The organism is Alistipes timonensis JC136, assembly GCF_900107675.1.
In the GTDB taxonomy this organism is placed as follows: Bacteria; Bacteroidota; Bacteroidia; order Bacteroidales; family Rikenellaceae; genus Alistipes; species Alistipes timonensis.
Genome location: NZ_FNRI01000005.1, coordinates 353,851 through 370,590, shown reverse-complemented (window position 1 = coordinate 370,590; position 16,740 = coordinate 353,851). Strand labels below are relative to the sequence as shown.

General features: G+C 61.2%; 9 protein-coding genes. 1 reads left to right on the top strand and 8 read right to left on the bottom strand.

What is annotated here, in order from left to right:
• Nucleotides 1–83: 83 nt before the first annotated feature.
• The 8 genes from BLU78_RS09180 to BLU78_RS09145 form a co-directional block, all read right to left on the bottom strand.
• Nucleotides 84–1,664: a beta-N-acetylhexosaminidase gene (locus BLU78_RS09180; protein WP_074712067.1), complete on the bottom strand. Its 1,581-nt coding sequence runs from the start codon at nt 1,662–1,664 to the stop codon at nt 84–86.
• Nucleotides 1,665–1,737: 73 nt separating this feature from the next.
• Nucleotides 1,738–4,017 (bottom strand): DUF5689 domain-containing protein, encoded by a 2,280-nt coding sequence (locus BLU78_RS09175; RefSeq protein ID WP_010260956.1) that lies wholly within the window; start codon nt 4,015–4,017, stop codon nt 1,738–1,740.
• Between the two features lie 25 nt (nt 4,018–4,042).
• The gene (locus BLU78_RS09170) at nt 4,043–5,623 is read right to left on the bottom strand and encodes a hypothetical protein (protein WP_231290769.1); all 1,581 of its coding nucleotides are present in this window, start codon (nt 5,621–5,623) and stop codon (nt 4,043–4,045) included.
• A 20-nt stretch (nt 5,624–5,643) separates the two neighbouring features.
• Complete coding sequence (locus BLU78_RS09165) at nt 5,644–6,669, bottom strand: BACON domain-containing protein (RefSeq protein WP_010260950.1); 1,026 nt, start codon at nt 6,667–6,669, stop codon at nt 5,644–5,646.
• Nucleotides 6,670–6,687: 18 nt separating this feature from the next.
• Nucleotides 6,688–8,187, bottom strand: coding sequence for a RagB/SusD family nutrient uptake outer membrane protein (locus tag BLU78_RS09160; RefSeq protein ID WP_010260947.1), 1,500 nt, complete (start codon nt 8,185–8,187; stop codon nt 6,688–6,690).
• A gap of 18 nt (nt 8,188–8,205) precedes the next feature.
• Complete coding sequence (locus BLU78_RS09155) at nt 8,206–11,517, bottom strand: SusC/RagA family TonB-linked outer membrane protein (protein ID WP_010260942.1); 3,312 nt, start codon at nt 11,515–11,517, stop codon at nt 8,206–8,208.
• Nucleotides 11,518–11,548: 31 nt separating this feature from the next.
• Nucleotides 11,549–13,138 (bottom strand): metallophosphoesterase N-terminal domain-containing protein, encoded by a 1,590-nt coding sequence (locus tag BLU78_RS09150; protein WP_020693130.1) that lies wholly within the window; start codon nt 13,136–13,138, stop codon nt 11,549–11,551.
• Nucleotides 13,139–13,161: 23 nt separating this feature from the next.
• Complete coding sequence (locus tag BLU78_RS09145; RefSeq protein ID WP_010260936.1) at nt 13,162–14,748, bottom strand: metallophosphoesterase N-terminal domain-containing protein; 1,587 nt, start codon at nt 14,746–14,748, stop codon at nt 13,162–13,164.
• A gap of 261 nt (nt 14,749–15,009) precedes the next feature.
• Between BLU78_RS09145 and BLU78_RS09140 the strand changes: the two genes are divergently transcribed.
• The gene (locus tag BLU78_RS09140) at nt 15,010–16,692 is read left to right on the top strand and encodes a DUF6377 domain-containing protein (protein WP_010260932.1); all 1,683 of its coding nucleotides are present in this window, start codon (nt 15,010–15,012) and stop codon (nt 16,690–16,692) included.
• Nucleotides 16,693–16,740 lie beyond the last annotated feature (48 nt).

Below are 16,740 nucleotides of genomic sequence, written 5' to 3'. Positions count from 1 at the left end.
CGTGGCGGATTTCGAGGGGGCCGCCGTGGCGGCGAAGAGGGCGAGAAACAGTAGTCTTTTCATTTTTTGCGTTTTAAGGTGCGTTATTCGATACCCCGGAAGACGAAGTCGGCATAGCGGTAGCCCTCGCGGTCGTACAGCCCGCGCAGGGTTCCGAGCCGGCGCACGAAATCGTCGTAGTCGCGCCTTTCCGTCGCCCACGCCACCTCCGACATGGCAGCCAGACGCGGCAGCAGCATATATTCGGCGTGGTCCATCGTGGCGATGTACTCGGTCCACAGATTGGCCTGGATGCCGAGGATATTGCGGCTTTGCGTCTCGTCGAGCCGGTCGAAGGGATCGTAGCCGTAGAGTTTGCGGATCGGGACGTTGCGGCCGATCGAGAGCGGTTCGCCGTTCTTCTCCGGGTCGGAGGTCTGGTAATAGTCGAGGTAGAAATAGAACCGCGGGGACATGATGGCCCGGTTGCCGAGCTTCGCGGCCTCGATGCCGCCTTCCGCGCCGCGCCACGACATGACGATCGTCGAGGGCGTGACGCCGCCTTCGAGCAGTTCGTCCCAGCCGATCATTTCGCGGCCGTGGGCGTGGAGCCACTTCTCGATGCGGCACACGAAATAGCTTTGAAGGGCGTTCTCGTCCTTCAGCCCCTCCCGGCGCATGCGACGCTGGCAGTCGGGACACGCTTTCCACCGCATTTTGGGACATTCGTCGCCGCCGACGTGGATGTATTTCGACGGAAAGAGTCCGAGCACCTCCGTAAGCACGTTTTCGAGAAATTCGAAGGTCGTTTCGCGGCCTGCGCAGAGCACGTCGCTGCTGTAATACCATGTCGTGCGCACCTCGTAGGGACCTTTCGTGCACCCCAGCCACGGATACGACGCCAGGGCCGCCATCGAATGTCCGGGAAGCTCGATCTCGGGAATGACGTCGATGCAGCGCTCGGCGGCATAGGCCACCACCTCACGGATCTCGTCCTGCGTATAGTAGCCGCCGTGGGGCGTGCCGTCGTATTCCTTCGAGGTCTTGTAATGGCCGATCAGCGTTTCCCGGCGCTGCGACCCGATGCGTGTCAGTTCGGGATAGCGTTTGATCTCGATGCGCCATCCCTGGTCGTCGGTCAGGTGCCAGTGGAAGGTGTTGAGCTTGTGCAGCGCCAGGATGTCGATGAACCGTTTGACATCCTCCACGGGGTAGAAATAGCGCGCCACGTCGAACATCGCCCCGCGGTAGCCGAAATGGGGTTCGTCGCGGATCTCCACGATGGGAACCCGGTCGCCGTCGATGAGCTGGCGCAAGGTCTGCACGCCGTAAAGCACCGCCCGGGGCGATCCGCCGCAGATCGACACGCCTTTCTTCGTTGCGCTCAGCGTGTACTCCTCGCCGGCGAGCGTGCCGTCCAGCTGGAGGTCGATGCCTTTGTGTACGGGTTTGTCCTCTACGACGGGTTTCCGCACACCCTCTTCGGTCAGGTAACCGGCGCACAGCGCAGCGACGGATTGCAGCGAGGGGGCGTCGTAACCGATCCGGCAGCTGCGGTCGAGGCGGAACGCGCCGTCGCCCTGCTCCACCGACAAGGGCCGGGGTATGACGTCGATTTCGGGTTGCGGGACCTCGGCGCACGCGGCGGAGAGGAGTGCGGCGGCAAGGATCAGTGTTTTTCGCATAAGTTCGGGATTTTGGCGTCAGCGGCCGGAACGGATTGCCCGGTCCCGGCCGCTGCGCGGTTATTTCTTGCGGTTATTTCTTGTTGTAACGGATGGCGAAATAGTTCATGCACGACGGCGAGTCGATCGGCTGTGCGGCGTACTCGTCGAGGCTTCCGCCGAGGTTCCGGGCCGCCTGCAGACGGATGTAGACATTCTTCTTGCCGAGCATTTCGAGCGGCAGCTTCACGTCGACGGGTTTCCAGCCCGCATACTGCCAGTAGCGTGTCGCGGGGGTCCAGCGCGCCATGTCGGGCACGGTGTAGGAGGCGATGTAGGTCCAGTCGCCGTCGGCGTTCATGTCGCCCGTCTCGGACCATGCCACGTCGAAATAGCGGGGCGAACCGTATTTGCCGCTGTCGTAACGGTCGTTCAGGACGCTCACCTGCATCGACAGCACGTCGGTCGAGATTCCTTCGGTCGAGAAGTTCACGATCCACGCATGCCCGCGGTCGTTGGCCTTGTCCCACCAGTACCAGTCGACCCATGCCGGGCCTTCGGCGCTGTTCTTGCGCGGAACCTTGCCCTTGCCGGCGCCCGACGTGTCGCCCGACGTGTTGCTGTTCACGTCGGGATTGTCGCGCCACCAGTCGGTTCCGTCTTCGAGGATGATGCCCATGCCGTTGACGTTGCCGGTGTTCGACCCGAAAATGAACGAGGACTTGTTGCCCACGGGGCCGAGGTAGCTGAAATCCTCGTTGGCGAGAATCTTGATCGCGCCGGTGCCGTCCTTGTAGCTGTGCGTCAGGTAGCCGTTCGTGCCGTAGGTGGGGTAGACCTTGTTGTTGTCGTATTGCAGGAAACGGTATTCGGTCAGCAGCGCCGAGAAACTGTCCTCGAAATCTTCGGCCAGTCCGTCGAAATCCGATTTCGAGACGTGGCGCAGCTGGTAGCGGCCGATATACCCGTACGATTCGTCGTCGCCGCTCGCGTTGTCCTCCCACTCGAAGCGCGGGAACAGCTCGTGGACGACGATGCCCGAAAGTTTGCCCGAACCGTAGGGCAGGCGGCTGCCGTCGCGGCGGTAGAGGCACGTCGTGTTGGTGTAGAGGTAGATGTGCTCGCCCTCGATGTCGCGCACGAGCGATGCGCACTTCTCCGTGCGGTTGGCGCCCGTGGCGTTGGCGTAGCCCTCGTTGATCGGCGTCAGCGGGCCCTTGCGGATCGGCAGTTCGCAGTCGGTGAGCGTGACGTAGGTGTAGATGTCGTCGTCGGTCAGCTGGCCGATGCGCTTCTCCTTGCGCGGAATGTCCGCCGCCGTGCCCAGCTCCGAGCTGATGATCATGGCCGACTTCACGCCTTTGAGGGCGAAACGGTCGGGATCGGTGTCGTGCACGAGCCGCACGCCTTTGAGCGAGAGCTGGATGCGGCTGTAACGCATGAAGATGTTGTCGTCGGCCGTTTCGGTCTCGATCAGGAAGCCCAGGCTGCCGTCGATGCTCTCGACGTAGGCGGTCTTCTTGCATACCTCGTAGTTGATCGTCGATTCGGTGGTCATGAGGTTGGCCCCCATGTTGCCGCCCGCGGCGTCGCTGACCACCCATGCTGAAATGTAATAGTCGTTTTCGACGGTTACGACCTGCCCGGGACCGCACAGGGCGCGAATCTCCGCGAAAGTTTTCTCGGTTCCGAAATCGTCGCGGGCGTTGGCCTGCACGATGTAGAGCTTGGCCGCCGTGACTTTGTTCCAGCCGTTGGTGAACGAGAGGGTTATCTCCGCCGAACGCATGTTTTCCGGATCGGGGTTGGCCTGCGTGGCGAAGAGCAATTTGCCCGAAGCGTCGTCGATGCGGACATCGGAGAGCCAGTTGGCGGCCTCTTCGTCTGGATAGACTATCTTCGTTGAGAGGCGGTCCGAACCGATGTTGGTGTCGAGCGGAACCGAAACGGACCCTTCGGCGGCGCTGCCCTTCACCGAGATATTCGGCGCGGGAAACACCAGCCGCTCCTCGATCAGCCCCTCCTGACGGATGTAGACCGTGTCGCGGCGGCGTCCGCTGTCGTCCTGCAACAGCAGGCGCGCCACGCGGGAGAAGGAGTCGTTGGCTTCGTAGGTGACGCTGAACGAGCCGTCGCCCGGAATCTGGTCGGCGTGGGCCTCGGCCCAGGGGGTTGCTTCGAGAAACGAGACGTTGCAGCCGCGGTTGCTGTAGACCTCGACCTCGACCGTTCCGCTCTGCGCCGGCACGATGTATTCGCCTTTGACGGCCCCGAGTTCGATGACGGGGACTTCGTCCGGATCATCGGTGCAGGCTGCCGCACAGCCCGCGAGGAGCGTCAGCAGCAGCAGTTTCCAACTGTTTATCGTTTTCATGGTGTGTTTGTTTTGAAGGGGTTTGTCAATCCAGCAGGCGGACCTCGATGTCGTCGACGAAAAAGAGGGTCTTCGTCGCATTCGTGTTCTGCTGTTTCATGAAATTGAAGGCACTGATCTTGGTAAATCCGCTGACAACCAACCGTATCTCGGACCAGCCGGAACTCCCGATTTTGGAAATCGGAATATAGGCGAACTGTTTGTTGGTGACGGGGACCGATTCGCCGTTGACGTAGACCTCTTCGCAGATTTCCCCGTTGTTTTTGCCGGTCGGCCCGTCTCCCAGCCAGCAGCCGAGATTGTCGGCCTGGTCGGCGCCGGGCGCGCAGCAGGCGCGGAACGTGATCTCGACTTTATGGGCGTTGCCGTCGGTAATGTTTTTCATCGTCGGCGTGTGGATTTTGCCGCGGCCCAATGTGGGCGAACTGATGCGCATACAGCCCTGAAACTCCGAACACCGGTACAGATAGGTCCAGTCGTAGAGATTCCGGTTGCGCAGGTAGCTTGCCGTAACATTGCCGCCCGACGCATTTGGGGCCGCATTCCAGACGTTGGTGTAATCCGCCGTGCCTGCCGCGTTTTCCATCACATAGAAGGGGGCCTCCTCGACGCCCGTCGCCGATTTGTCCGCGGTCGTTCCGGCCAGGCTGCCGCTGCTCTGCTGCGATTCGGTCTGCGAGGGGGAATAGCCCTTCGTGTTGCCCGCGTAGTTGCCGCCCCACACGCAGGCGTCGAAATACTCGGCGAAGACCAGGTCGGCATCGGGGGCGTAGGTGATCGCCGGGGTTTCGGTGACGACGTTGCGTTTGATCGTGCGCGGCGTCGGCGAATCGACGGTCATCGCCCGGTGCGAACGGTCGGTGATGCGGATTTTCAGCCCTGAGGCGTACTCGCGGGCGGGCAACACGATGTGGAAATCGGTTCCGCCTTCGCTCAGCGTCACGCCTTCGCCCGCACCGCCGCAGTTCATCACCAGGTGGTGGGAGCGTGCCGAACTCTTCGTGTCGGTCACGAGGATTTTGGCTCCTCCGTCGTCGGTTCCGAGCGTGGCGTAACCCGAGATCGGAGCGCCCGAACGGTCCTCGACGAGGATCGAATTGATCGTCGCCGAGCCTTTCAGCGTCAGTTTCAGCACGCCGCACATGTTGTGCAGCCGGATGTTCACATAGCCTTTCTCTTCGTCGATGCCCGCCGCCTCGCCGTACATCGGCATCGCGTTGCGGCCGAATGTGCCGGGACCGGCATGGAACTGCGCCAGCGGCAGTTTGAAATTGGCGGTCTCTTTCGTCTGCTGGAGGAAATTGCAGGCCGAGGGGAACACCGCTTCGTAGCGGTCGGCTACGGGGACTTCGGGCACGGCGGCCGTTCCGTCGTCGAGCAGGAAGACCTCGTAGGCCGTGCCGTTGATGTCGATCATGTCGCCCGGCTGGAACTTCACCCGCAGGGCGTCGTCCAGTCCGGCGCGCGTGCCGGCTCCGGCGTCGAGGCGCAGCGAAACGTATTTCACCGGAGCGGGTCCGGGCAGCCCGTCGGTCTCTTCGGGAGTTTCGGAACATCCCGCGAGCAGCAGGCTGCAGGCGATCAATAGATTCTGTATCTTTTTCATTTTCGCGTCTGTTTAGTCGGTTACCATTCGTTGTCGTCCTTTTCACCCTCCATCTGGTCGCCTTCCACGCCGCCGATGTCGCACTTCTCCTGGGTCAGGGTCACGTAGTCGGTGGTGATACCCCCTCCCTTGCCGTCGTCGTAACGCAGGGCGATGCGCGCCGAACGCGGCGCGGCGGGATTGGCCGGGATCTTCACGCTCAGCAGGCCCGCTTCGCGGTCGATACGGTAATTCGTCAGCCATCCGTCGGCTCCGGTCAGGTAGTCGCATACGAGCGATATTTCGCCGTAAATCTCCGGAATGTTGCACTCGAAGGCTTGTTCGAACGTCTCGCCGTAGGACGCCGCCGCATGCGTCTCTTCGGCAGGCGTCATCGTCAGGCGCAGCGCCTCGGAATTTTGCGAGACGGTGGCGCGGGTTTCGTAACGCGTGTCGCTGCCGTCGGTAACCCAGAGGGTTATCGTGGCGAAACGCAGGGCTCCGGTCGTGTTGTCCGCCACCGTGAAGCGCAGCGACGCGTCGTCGAGCGTCACGTCGCCGATCCATCCTTCGCCGCTCTCCTCGCCGTAGGAGATTTCGTGTTGCACGCGTTCCAGATCGGGACCGAGGTTGCTGGAAAGGGTCATCGTCACGGGACATCCCTCGCCCAGCAGCGCGACGCTTCCGGGTGTGACGGTCAGTGTCGGGTCGGTGATTCCCGCGGCCTGGGACATCACCACCTCGCAGGTGTGGCCGCCGGACTGAATGCGGATCGTCGCCTTGCGCGACAGGCCGCCGTTGGTGTCGTATTCGAAAACGAAGTCGCCGTTCTCGCGGCCCGAATTCCGGTCGATCCGCGCCCATGCGTCTCCGGACTCCGAATCCACGGAGAGCGACCACTCCCCGGTCGAGTAGACCATCACGCGGGTCATGCCCTCCGTCGCCGGCAGTGCGACCATATTCTGGTCCACGGCCAGCCGGATCGTCGGTTCGAACGGCTCGTTGCAGCCGCTCAGCGCTCCGCAGAGCGCCGCCAGCCATGCAATGCCTTTATAGCTGAATCTCATAATGTTCCGTTTTTTAGGTTAAAGTCCGTATTTCTCATACTCCTTGTTGTCGAGCGCATAGCCCGAATAGACCACCTGCGTATCGGGGATCGGGTAGTATTCGTGGCAGGGCAGGATGGCGTTGCGCACGGTTTCGTAGTCGGCCGATTCGAGGGTCTTGGTGTACCAGATGCCCCACCGCACGAGGTCGAACTTGCGCTGGAACTCGCCGATCAGTTCGCGGGCGCGCTCGTTCTGAATCTCTTCGAGCGTGCGCTCCCAGCTCTTGAAGGCCGAGAACTCGGGGATGCCCGCACGGCTCTTCACCTGATTGAGATAGTGCTTGGTCTGTTCGAGGTTCTCCTTCATGCACCAGCACTCGGCCATCATCAGCACGGCGTCGGCATAGCGGAACACCTTGTAATTGTTCGAGTCGTAGCTGTCGCGCATGCCGGGACACCAGAATTTGGGGCCCAGCCAGGGCCGTGTGGCGACGCTCTTGAACTCCTGTCCGCCGTACTCCCACGCGAGGTTCATCTCCACGCGGCGGTCGCCGCCCGTGCGGGTCTGCAAGCCGGCGCTGAAAACCAGGTTGGGCCGCATGCCGGGCCATACGTTGGCGTCGTCGCCCAGCTCCTCGATCTTCACGCCGTCGAAAACGTCGGACCCCGACTCGGCGGTGGTCTGGTTGGGCATGCAGATACAAGCGTAGTTCGAGGTGTAGATCAGCCCGCCGGAGGTGTAGGAGTGCTGGATTTCGAGGATCGACTCGGGGGTGTTCTTCATGCGGAACGGAACGTCCGAAAGCGGGTACTGGTCGAGCGTGCCGTAGATCGTTTCCAACTCGCCCAGCGCTTCGAGCGCCGTGTCCCACTGTTTGTTCCACATCGCCATCTTGGCGGCGAGCATCCACCCGACGGCCGCACCCATACGGTTGTCGGCGACCTCCGACGAACGCACCTGGTCGAGGTCGGGAACGACCTTCATCAGCTCTTCGATCAGGTAGCTGCGCGTTTCAACGGCCGACATGCGCGGCAGGCGGGCCGTCTGGTTGAGCAGTTCCTCGGTGTTGACGTCGACCGTGTAGAAGGGCACGTCGCCGAAGACCGACGTGAGCAGGTAGTAATACATCGCCCGCAGGATCACGCCCTCGGCCAGCAGCTTGCTGCGGTCGTCCTCGCTCACCGTGGCGTGGCGGATGCCTTCGATGGCGGCGTTGCAGTACATCACGGCCTTGTAGCACTGGGTCCACACCGTGGCCCCGTAGCCGGGCAGCGCGGGCGAGATTTCGAGACGCGAATCATATACCGTCGGCGAATTGTGGTACAGCAGGTCGGTGACCCCTTCGGTCATCACGCCGAAATTGAAATTATAGATCGTCTTGAGCGGAATGTAGCAGCTGTTCAGCCCGGCGATGCACTCCGACTTGTTGCGGTAGAAATTGCTCCGGTTGACGAAAAACTCGGGCGATTCCTGAAGCGAGCAGGCGCCTGCAAGCGCTGCCGCGACCGTCAGCAAAACTATTTTCATCGATTTCATAATCGTAGTCGTTTTTGATTAGTAGCGGATTTGAACGCTGAATATCACCGTGCGCGCCCGCGGATAGGCGCCCATGTCGACGCGCCGCAGGGTCGAGCTTTCGCTCGATGTCGAAACGTCGGGGTCGAAGCCGTTGTATTTCGACCACAGGTAGAGGTTCTCGCCGCTGACGCTCAGCGTGATGTCCCGCAGCCATTTCACCCGCTTGCGCAGGTCGAACGTGTAGCCCACCGAGACGTTTTTCAGACGCAGGTACGATGCGTCGTGCACCTGCAGGTCGCTCGGCACGTGCACCTGCACGGCGCCGGCGCGGGGCAGGTCGGAATCGGGGTTGCGCACCGGATGCCACGAATTGGCCATGTAGCGGTACTGGTTCGAGGAGTAGGTTCCGGCCATGTAAAGTTCCGAGTAGTTGTAGATCTTGCCGCCGAGCGAATAGGCGAAGTAGACGCCGACTTTCAACTGCCCGATGTTGAACGTATTTTGCAGGCCGCCGTAGATCGTGGGATCGGCGTTGCCCAGATAGACCAGGTCCTTCTGATCCAGCGAACCGTCGTTGTTGGTGTCGATGTAGCGCGGCAGTCCGGGGCTGAGCGAGGTCGTGGCCGAAACATAAGTGTTGGTCACCTTGTTGCGCTCGATCTCCTCCTGGTTGTGCCACACGCCGCCGTATTTGAAACCCCAGAGGGCGTTGAGCGGACGGCCCTTGACATAGCCGTACATCATGTACTGGCTGTTGCCGGGGCTGTTCATGGCGCTGACGAAATCCTCCGAACCGATGTCCTCGACCATCTGCTTGTTGTGCGAGAGGGTGAGCGACGTGGACCACGAGAACTTGGGTTTGACGATGTTGCGCGTCTCGACGGTCAGCTCCACGCCCTTGTTCGACGTGCGGCCGATGTTCTCGAAGTGGCTCGTGAAACCCGACTGCGAGGCTTTCTGGACCGAGAGCAGCAGGTCGCGGGTCTTCGAGATGTAGGCTTCGAAGGTGATGTTCAGGCGTTTCTTGAACAGCGAGGCGTCGATGGCGGCGTTGTAGAGGTCGGTGGTTTCCCACGTGAGGTTGTCGCTCGCCACGCGCACCGGATAGAACGCCGTCGATTGCGAGCCGCCCAGCAGGTAGCCGCCCGAGGTCGAGGTGTAGGCTTCGATCGAACGGTAGGGTTTGATGGCGTCGTTGCCCGTGCGTCCGGCGCTCACGCGCAGCGACAGCTCCTCGATCCAGCGCACGCGGCGCATGAAATATTCGTTCGAGATGTTCCACTTGACGGCCGCCGAGGGGAAGAAGCCCCACTTGTGGTTGGCTGCGAAGTTCGACGAACCGTCGTAGCGGCCGGTCAGCGTCAGGTAGTAGCGTTTCTTGTAGTTGTAGTTCACGCGGGCCAGCACCGACATCTTCGTGATGTAGTTGGTGTAGGAGGTGCTCGTGTAGTTCTCCTTGTCGTAGATGCCGTTCATGTTGTTCCACTTGTTGTCGTCGACGATCAGTCCCTTGGCGTTGAGGTCGAAGCCGTTGAGGCGCGATTTCGAACCCGTGAAACCGCCCATCACGTCGAAATAGTGTCCCGTCTTGGAGGTGCGGGCATAGGTCACGGTATTCTCGGTCGAGAGCGTGCGCGTGTCGTACTCGGCGCGGTAGCCCTCGCCGCCCTCGCCTTCGTTCTTGACGGGAAGCGTGCTCGGGTAGAAGCGGTAGTCGTGGCGCTGGTAGAGGTAGTAGGTGAACTTGCTGCTGATTTTCAGCCCCTCGACGGGTTTGATGTCCACATATAACGTGTTGGTCGAGGCGAAGCGTTCCAGCGTGTTTTCGTTCAGGTCGATCGTGTAGCGCGGGTTGTTGATCGTCTGTCCCGAACCGTAGAAGGGGTTGTAGGTATCCTCGGGACGCAGCACGGGAGCCAGATAGGTCGCGGCGTTCCACACCGACGAACCGCCGATATTGGCCTTGTTGTTGGCCTCGTCGCGGTAGGAGAGCGACGAGTTGACGCCCGACGTGAACCATTTGGCGAAGTCGTGCGACACGTTGACGCGGGCCGTCGTGCGCTGGAAGCCGCTGTCGTCGACGATGCCCTGAATGTCGCTGTAACCCAGCGATACGAAATAGCTGCTGGTCTTCGAACGGCCCGACACCGAGAGGTTGTAGTTCTGGTAGGGGGCCGTGCGGGTGATCTCGTCGATCCAGTTGGTGCCCTTGCCCAGCGAGTAGGGGTCGTTGTAGGTGTAATCCTGAACCGGACGGTTGCCCATCTGCCAGTTGAAATAGGTCACGTCGTTGCGGTAGAGGGCGAATTCCGTGGCGTTCATCACGTCGAGGTTGCGGGGGAGCTGCGAAAAGCCCATGTCGGCTTTGAGCGTGATCCACGGTTTGCTCACCGTGGGATTGCCCTTCTTCGTGGTGACGATGATGACGCCGTTCGAGCCGCGTGCGCCGTAGATGGCCGTCGACGAAGCGTCCTTGAGCACCGAGATCGACTCGATGTCGGCCGAATTGATGTCGCTCAGGTCTTGCACGGCGTCGATGATGCCGTCGACGACGATCAGCGGTTCGTTCGAGGCGGTGATCGAACGGGTTCCGCGGATGCGGATCGAGGTCGAGGCGGTCGGGTCGCCCGACGTGGACATGATGTCGGCGCCGGCCACGCGGCCCTGCAACGCCTGGTCGACCGACACGACCGGAATGTCCTTGATGTCGCCCATCTTGACGTTGGTCACCGAACCCGTGAGGTCGGTCTTCTTCACTTCGCTGTAACCGATCACGACCACCTCGTCGATGTCCTTGTTGTCGGCCGCCAGCGCGATGTCGATCTGCGAGCGGTTGCCGACGCGGATTTTCTGGGGCACATAGCCCAGGTAGGAGAAGTCGAGAACCGACTCGGCGGAGGGCACGGCGAGGGTCCAGGCGCCTTTGGCGTCGGTCGTGGTTCCCCGGGACGAGCCCGAGAGCACGACGGTGACGCCGGCGAGCGGGCTTCCGTTGTCGCTGTCGGTGACGACGCCCTTCACCACGCCCGCGGTTCGGGCTGCGGGTTTCAGCGCGACATCGACCTGCGTTCGTCCTTCGGCGGGGACTTTCCGGGTCTGGTAGCCTTCGCGGGAGAATTCGAGCACGGCCGCGGCGGAGGGAACCCGGATGGCATAGGCGCCCTTCGCGTCGGTCGTGGTTGACACTGCCGAGCCGGAGAGCGCTACGCTCACGCCGGCAAGCGGCCTGCCGCTGTCGCCGTCGGTGACGGTTCCCCGGACCTCGGAAGCCGGCTGGGCCGCGAGGGTGTGGAGGGTAACCGATACCAGTACGGTCAGCGTACCGATCATTTTGCAGAATTTTCTCATATTGTCAGATAGTGTTTTAGGGGTGCTTCGTTCAGCGCTCGATCCGCGTGACTACGCGGAAGTCGCGGTTGCGGATATGGTCCGTGCCGACGATTTCGATCTCGGCTCCGGGGTCCTTCGGGGTGTAGAGGTAAAGACGCACGGGTTTCTGTTTGAGCCAGGTGTAGCGTTCGTAGGGGATGATGCCCTCCTCGACCAGCGATCGGGCCAGCGGATCGTAACGCTGGACCAATTGTCCGCGTCCGTAGGTCTGCTCGCCGTTTTCGCGGCAGACGAACGTCCAGTTGGGGGCCACGCCCCAGAAGAAGACCAGCACCGACGGCGCGCCGCCCGCGGGGTCGAGCGCCGAGGAGCTGGCGATGCCCGTGTTCGAGGTGACGCCCTTGTTGTAGACGCGGTACTGCTGTTTGCTGTTGCCGTTGGCCCAGTCGATGAGCGAGCGGCTTTCGAGGCGGTCGCCCCGGAAGACATACTCGGTGAAGGCGGCGGGATAGCCGTTGCAGCAGATGCCCTGCCGGTACCACCAGTTGCCCGTGACGGCCGGATGGACGTATTCCACGATCCGGTCGTTGACGCGCGTCGTGCCTTCGGTGTGCCAGTCGCCCGTCATGATGGTCACGTCGTAATCCTGCAACAATACGAACAGTTCGTCCTTGTTTTTGAGGTTGTACCAGATATCGTCCCAGGCCCCGTTGTTGGCTGCGAGGGGCACGTGGCAGGCCACGACGAGCTGCCGGATTCCGGGATCGAGCGCCCGGAGGTCCTTGTAGAGCCATGCGAGCTGCTCCGGGGCGATGATCTTGTCGTACTTGTTGCGTCCGTGGTAGAGCATGTCGTCGAGCACGACGTAGTGAACCTTGCCGATGTTGAACGAGTAGTAGGTCGGTCCGAAATACTTGCGGTATTCGGCTTCGGCCTCGTAGTCGTTTTCGTATTTGTGGCAGTGGTCGTGGTTGCCGATGGCGTGGTACATCAGGAAGGGGGTGTCTTTGGCCAGATGCAGGTATTCGGCCATGCCCGTCTTGTTGCGGAACCAGTATTCCGAGTGTGTCATGTCGCCCAGGTTCAGCCCGTAGACCGGCGTATGCCGCATCAGGCTGTCGGCATATTCGACCAGCCGGGGCATGAAGTCGTCGCGGAACTGGATCGAGTCGACCGGGGCGATGACGTTGCCGCTGCCGGGCGGAATGTCGATCACGCGGCCCGAGACGTGTTCGTCGGCCACCACGAGCAGCGAATAGTCGTCGTTGGCGGCGCGTGTAAGGTGGAAATCGAACTGCTGGACTTCTTTTTTGCCGACCGTTTTGTCGAGGGCGCAGAAGAATTTGGGCAGGAATCCGGAATAGACCTCCGGGTCGTAGCCGCGCGGTGTGGAGATCATCACAAACTCCGAGCGCGACAGCTTGGTTTTGAGCCAATAGCGGCCTTCGGCGTCGGTTTTTACGACGTTGAAGCCGTCGGAGACGACGACTCCTTCGACGCCGCGTCCTTCGCATTCGACATAGCCTTTGACCGTGGCTCCCGGTTTGTCGGGGAGGGGCGGCAGTCCGGCGCTCCGGACCGGCGCAGCAAAGAGTGCGGCAGCAGCCAGCAAGAGCAGGAATTTTCTGTTTCTCATCATGTTAAAAGCAATATGGATTCGGATTATTCGATCTTCGTGTCGATCACGTGCAGCAGCGTTCCCTTATGGTTGGTTACCGTGATCCGGATGGCTGCCGCGGGGTCTGCGGGAGCGTATTGCAGCCAATGGTCGGCCGTACGGACCGTCGCGCACCACGAATACCGCTGCCATCCGATCAATCCCTGGTTGCAGAAATCGCGGTGAATGGGGTCGTAGCGCGCCACGCGGGTCAGCCGGCCCGAGGTCGGCACGCCGTTCTCGTAGCAGTCGAAGGTCCAGTCGGGGCGCATCTCCCAGAGATTGACCAGCACTGCGGGCGAGCCTCCGGCGGGGTCCGAGGCCGTTCCGGGAGCGACGGTCCCGGTGTTGGTCGTCACGCCCTTGTTGTAGACGCGGTAACGTTCCGCGGCGTATTCGTCGCCGATGGGTACGATACGGTGGCTCATGGAGGTTCCGTTGACGGTCCAGGCCGCGAAGGCCGCCGGGGTCCCGTCGATGCAGAGAAGTTTGTACCACCATGTGCCGCACGCCGCCGGGAGGATGTATTCGGCGGCCTTGTCGCCGATGCGGATCGAATGGGCGTGGTGCCAATGCCCGCTCATCACCGTCAGGTTGTAGTCGGCGAAAAGCGCGTAGAACTCGTCGAAATTTTCAAGGGCTTTTTTATAGGAGCCGTCCGTCTGCAAACCGTTGACGGTCGGGACGTGCATCGCCACGACCACGTCGCGTATGGCGGGGTCCGTCGCCGCAAGGTCCTTGCGGAGCCACTCCATCTGGCGGTCGTCGATCCGCGTCGAGTAGGCGTTCGAACCTTTGTAGACCATGTCGTCGAGTACGATGTAGTGGATGCGGCCCAGATTGAACGAATAGTAGGTGGGACCGAGCGCCGCCTTGTATTGGGCATCGGCCGTGTCGTCGGCGACCTTGTGGCAGTAGTCGTGGTTGCCGATGGCGTGGAAGATCGGGAAATCGGCGCCTTTCATCGCCTCGATGTATTGCGGGAAGGAATAGTTCTTCGAATACCAATATTCCGAATGGGTCATGTCGCCCAGGTTCAGCCCGTAGACGCGGTAGCCCGCGGCAGCCGAAGCGGCGTGGGCGGTGAGCGCGGGGATGAATCGTTCGCGGCACTGCTTGGCGTCGAGTTCGGCGACGACCGTTCCGCTGTCGTTCGGATAACCCGGTTTGCGTCCCGAGATGTGTACGTCGGCCATGACCAGCAGCAGGTGGCGGGTGTTGTCCACGGCGGTCAGGTCGAAATCGAAGCGCTGAGTGCCCGGTTCGGCGGGATCTATGGCCGCATAGAATGTCGGAAGGATGCCGTCGCGGGCGGTCTCGTAGCCCGAAGGTATGGAGATGCGCACGAAGTCGGCCGTGGCGAGGTCGCTCGTAAAGGAGTAATAGCCCTCGGCGTCGGTTTTCACGACGTTCGCGCCGTCGGAGACGACGACGCCGGCGATGCCCCGGCCGTCGCAGCGGACATATCCGCAGATATTTCCGTCCCCGGCGGGAGGGGGTACGGGACCTTCGGAAGACGAGTCGGACGAACAGCCTGCGAGGAGCGTCGATACGAGTGCCGCCGATAAAAAGCAATTCAGGAGTCGGGTCATAGGAGGTTTGGATTTGCGTGTTGCCGCCTGGCAACGGTTAGTTGGTTGGACAAATGTACCCATAAATAGATATGTCCCGCAGGAGGGCTGCGAAAATCAAACTCCGTGAAAATACAATTTACTGAACAGTAATTTGTTATTGATAAATCGGGCTTGTTTTATCAAACTGCGTAACGGCATTGTAACGCCGGAAAAGCGACCCGGAAGATGGTTTTGATTCCGAATTTTAGTATCTTGTCTGACCGAAACCCGCATTTTGCCATGAACCGAAGCCTCTGCTGTCTGCTGTTTGCCGCCGTAGTCCTCACGACGGGCTGCCGGGACGAACTCGATCACGAACTCGACAGGACGATCCACGAACTGAACGATGTCATCCGCAACGAAGCGGTCTATGTGGAACGCCGTCACCGCATCATCCGCAAATACCGGAACATTGCGGACACCACCCGCAGCAAACGGACCCGGACCTGGGCCTATACCACGCTGGCGGGGCATTACAGCCATTTCCAGCTCGACTCGTCGGCCTATTATTGCAGGATGGCCCGTGCGCTGGCCGAAGAGTTGGGCGACGAACGGCTGATTAACGATGCCAAGGTCCGCACGGCCATCGTGCTGATCGGCAATGTCGAACTCGCGGAGGCCAACCGCATTCTGCGGAGCGTCGATACGACGGACAGCCGGAAGGTGGACCTGACGCTCTACTACCGCACGCGGGCTACGGTGTTCCGCGAATCGAAACGCTTCAGCGTCTTTCCCGAGGTGCAGAGCCGCTACGACGATTCGCTCAAATACTACCTTCGGGCCTATCTCAACCGCGCTTCGGGACCGCGCATCGCCTATCAGAAAAAGAATTTCGAAGCCGAACTGCTGCGTCTCGAAGGACGCAACCGCGAGGCGCTGGAAAAGCTCGAAGGGCTGATCCGGGATGATATCGACAGCCTTGACATCTTCCAGAAAGGCAACATCACCTACCAGATCGCACGCAACTACACCGACATGGGCGACAACCGGCGGGGCATGCTGTGGGCGGCCCGGGCTTCGATCTACGAGCTTTCGGCCTCGACGCGCGCCCACATGTCGCTCTACCGGCTGGCGCAGATGCTCTACGAGACCGGAGAGATCCGGCTGGCGAACGCCTACATCAAACGCACGCTGAACGACCTGACGGTCAGCAATTACCGCCTGCGAATGGGGCAATATGCCGAATCGCTGGATATGATTACCCGGTCGTTCGACAAGTCGATGCGCAGCAAACTGCTGCTGACGCTCTTCACGGCCATATCGCTCTCGGTGCTGCTGATCGTCATTCTCTGGCAGGCGATCCACACCCTGCGGCGCAAGCGGGAGATCGAGCGTCTCAAGGACAGCTATCTCGAAATCAACCGCCAGCTGACCGACATCAACCATCGGCTCAACGCCACCAACAGTGCGCTGGTGCGGACCAACGACCAGCTCAACGACGCCAACAAGATCAAATCGGAGTACGTGAGCCAGTATATGCAGCTTTGCAGTTCCTACATCCAGCGTCTCGACACCTACCGCATGGGGATCATCAAACTGCTCAAAACCGAGAGCGCCGAGCAGACGCTCATCACGCTGCGCTCGCAGGAGTTGATCCAGACCGAGCACCGCAATTTCCTGCGGCTTTTCGACGAAACTTTCCTCGGGCTGTTCCCCGACTTTATCGAACAGGTGCGCGGCCTGCTTCTCGATCCGGAGCGTTTCATGCCCAAGCGGAGCCGCCAGCTCTCGACCGAACTGCGCTACCTGGCGCTGATCCGGCTGGGCGTTTCGGACTCGGCGCAGATCGCCATGTTCCTCAACAGCACGCTCTCGACGATCTATACTTACCGGGCGCGGCTGCGCAACGGCCGGATCGACAAGACGTTGGACATCGAGGAGCAGATCCGGCATATCTGCATCTCATGGGACGGGGCCGAATGAAAAGAGGCGGGACCTGAATCCCGCCTCTTCCCTTGTTTTCGCCCCGGA

Bases quoted from the DNA above. Each gene is read 5' to 3' on its own strand.
- BLU78_RS09180 (WP_074712067.1), bottom strand. From the start codon at position 1,664: ATGCGAAAAACACTGATCCTTGCCGCCGCACTCCTCTCCGCCGCGTGC.
- BLU78_RS09175 (WP_010260956.1), bottom strand. From the start codon at position 4,017: ATGAAAACGATAAACAGTTGGAAACTGCTGCTGCTGACGCTCCTCGCG.
- BLU78_RS09170 (WP_231290769.1), bottom strand. From the start codon at position 5,623: ATGAAAAAGATACAGAATCTATTGATCGCCTGCAGCCTGCTGCTCGCG.
- BLU78_RS09165 (WP_010260950.1), bottom strand. From the start codon at position 6,669: ATGAGATTCAGCTATAAAGGCATTGCATGGCTGGCGGCGCTCTGCGGA.
- BLU78_RS09160 (WP_010260947.1), bottom strand. From the start codon at position 8,187: ATGAAATCGATGAAAATAGTTTTGCTGACGGTCGCGGCAGCGCTTGCA.
- BLU78_RS09155 (WP_010260942.1), bottom strand. From the start codon at position 11,517: ATGAGAAAATTCTGCAAAATGATCGGTACGCTGACCGTACTGGTATCG.
- BLU78_RS09150 (WP_020693130.1), bottom strand. From the start codon at position 13,138: ATGATGAGAAACAGAAAATTCCTGCTCTTGCTGGCTGCTGCCGCACTC.
- BLU78_RS09145 (WP_010260936.1), bottom strand. From the start codon at position 14,748: ATGACCCGACTCCTGAATTGCTTTTTATCGGCGGCACTCGTATCGACG.
- BLU78_RS09140 (WP_010260932.1), top strand. From the start codon at position 15,010: ATGAACCGAAGCCTCTGCTGTCTGCTGTTTGCCGCCGTAGTCCTCACG.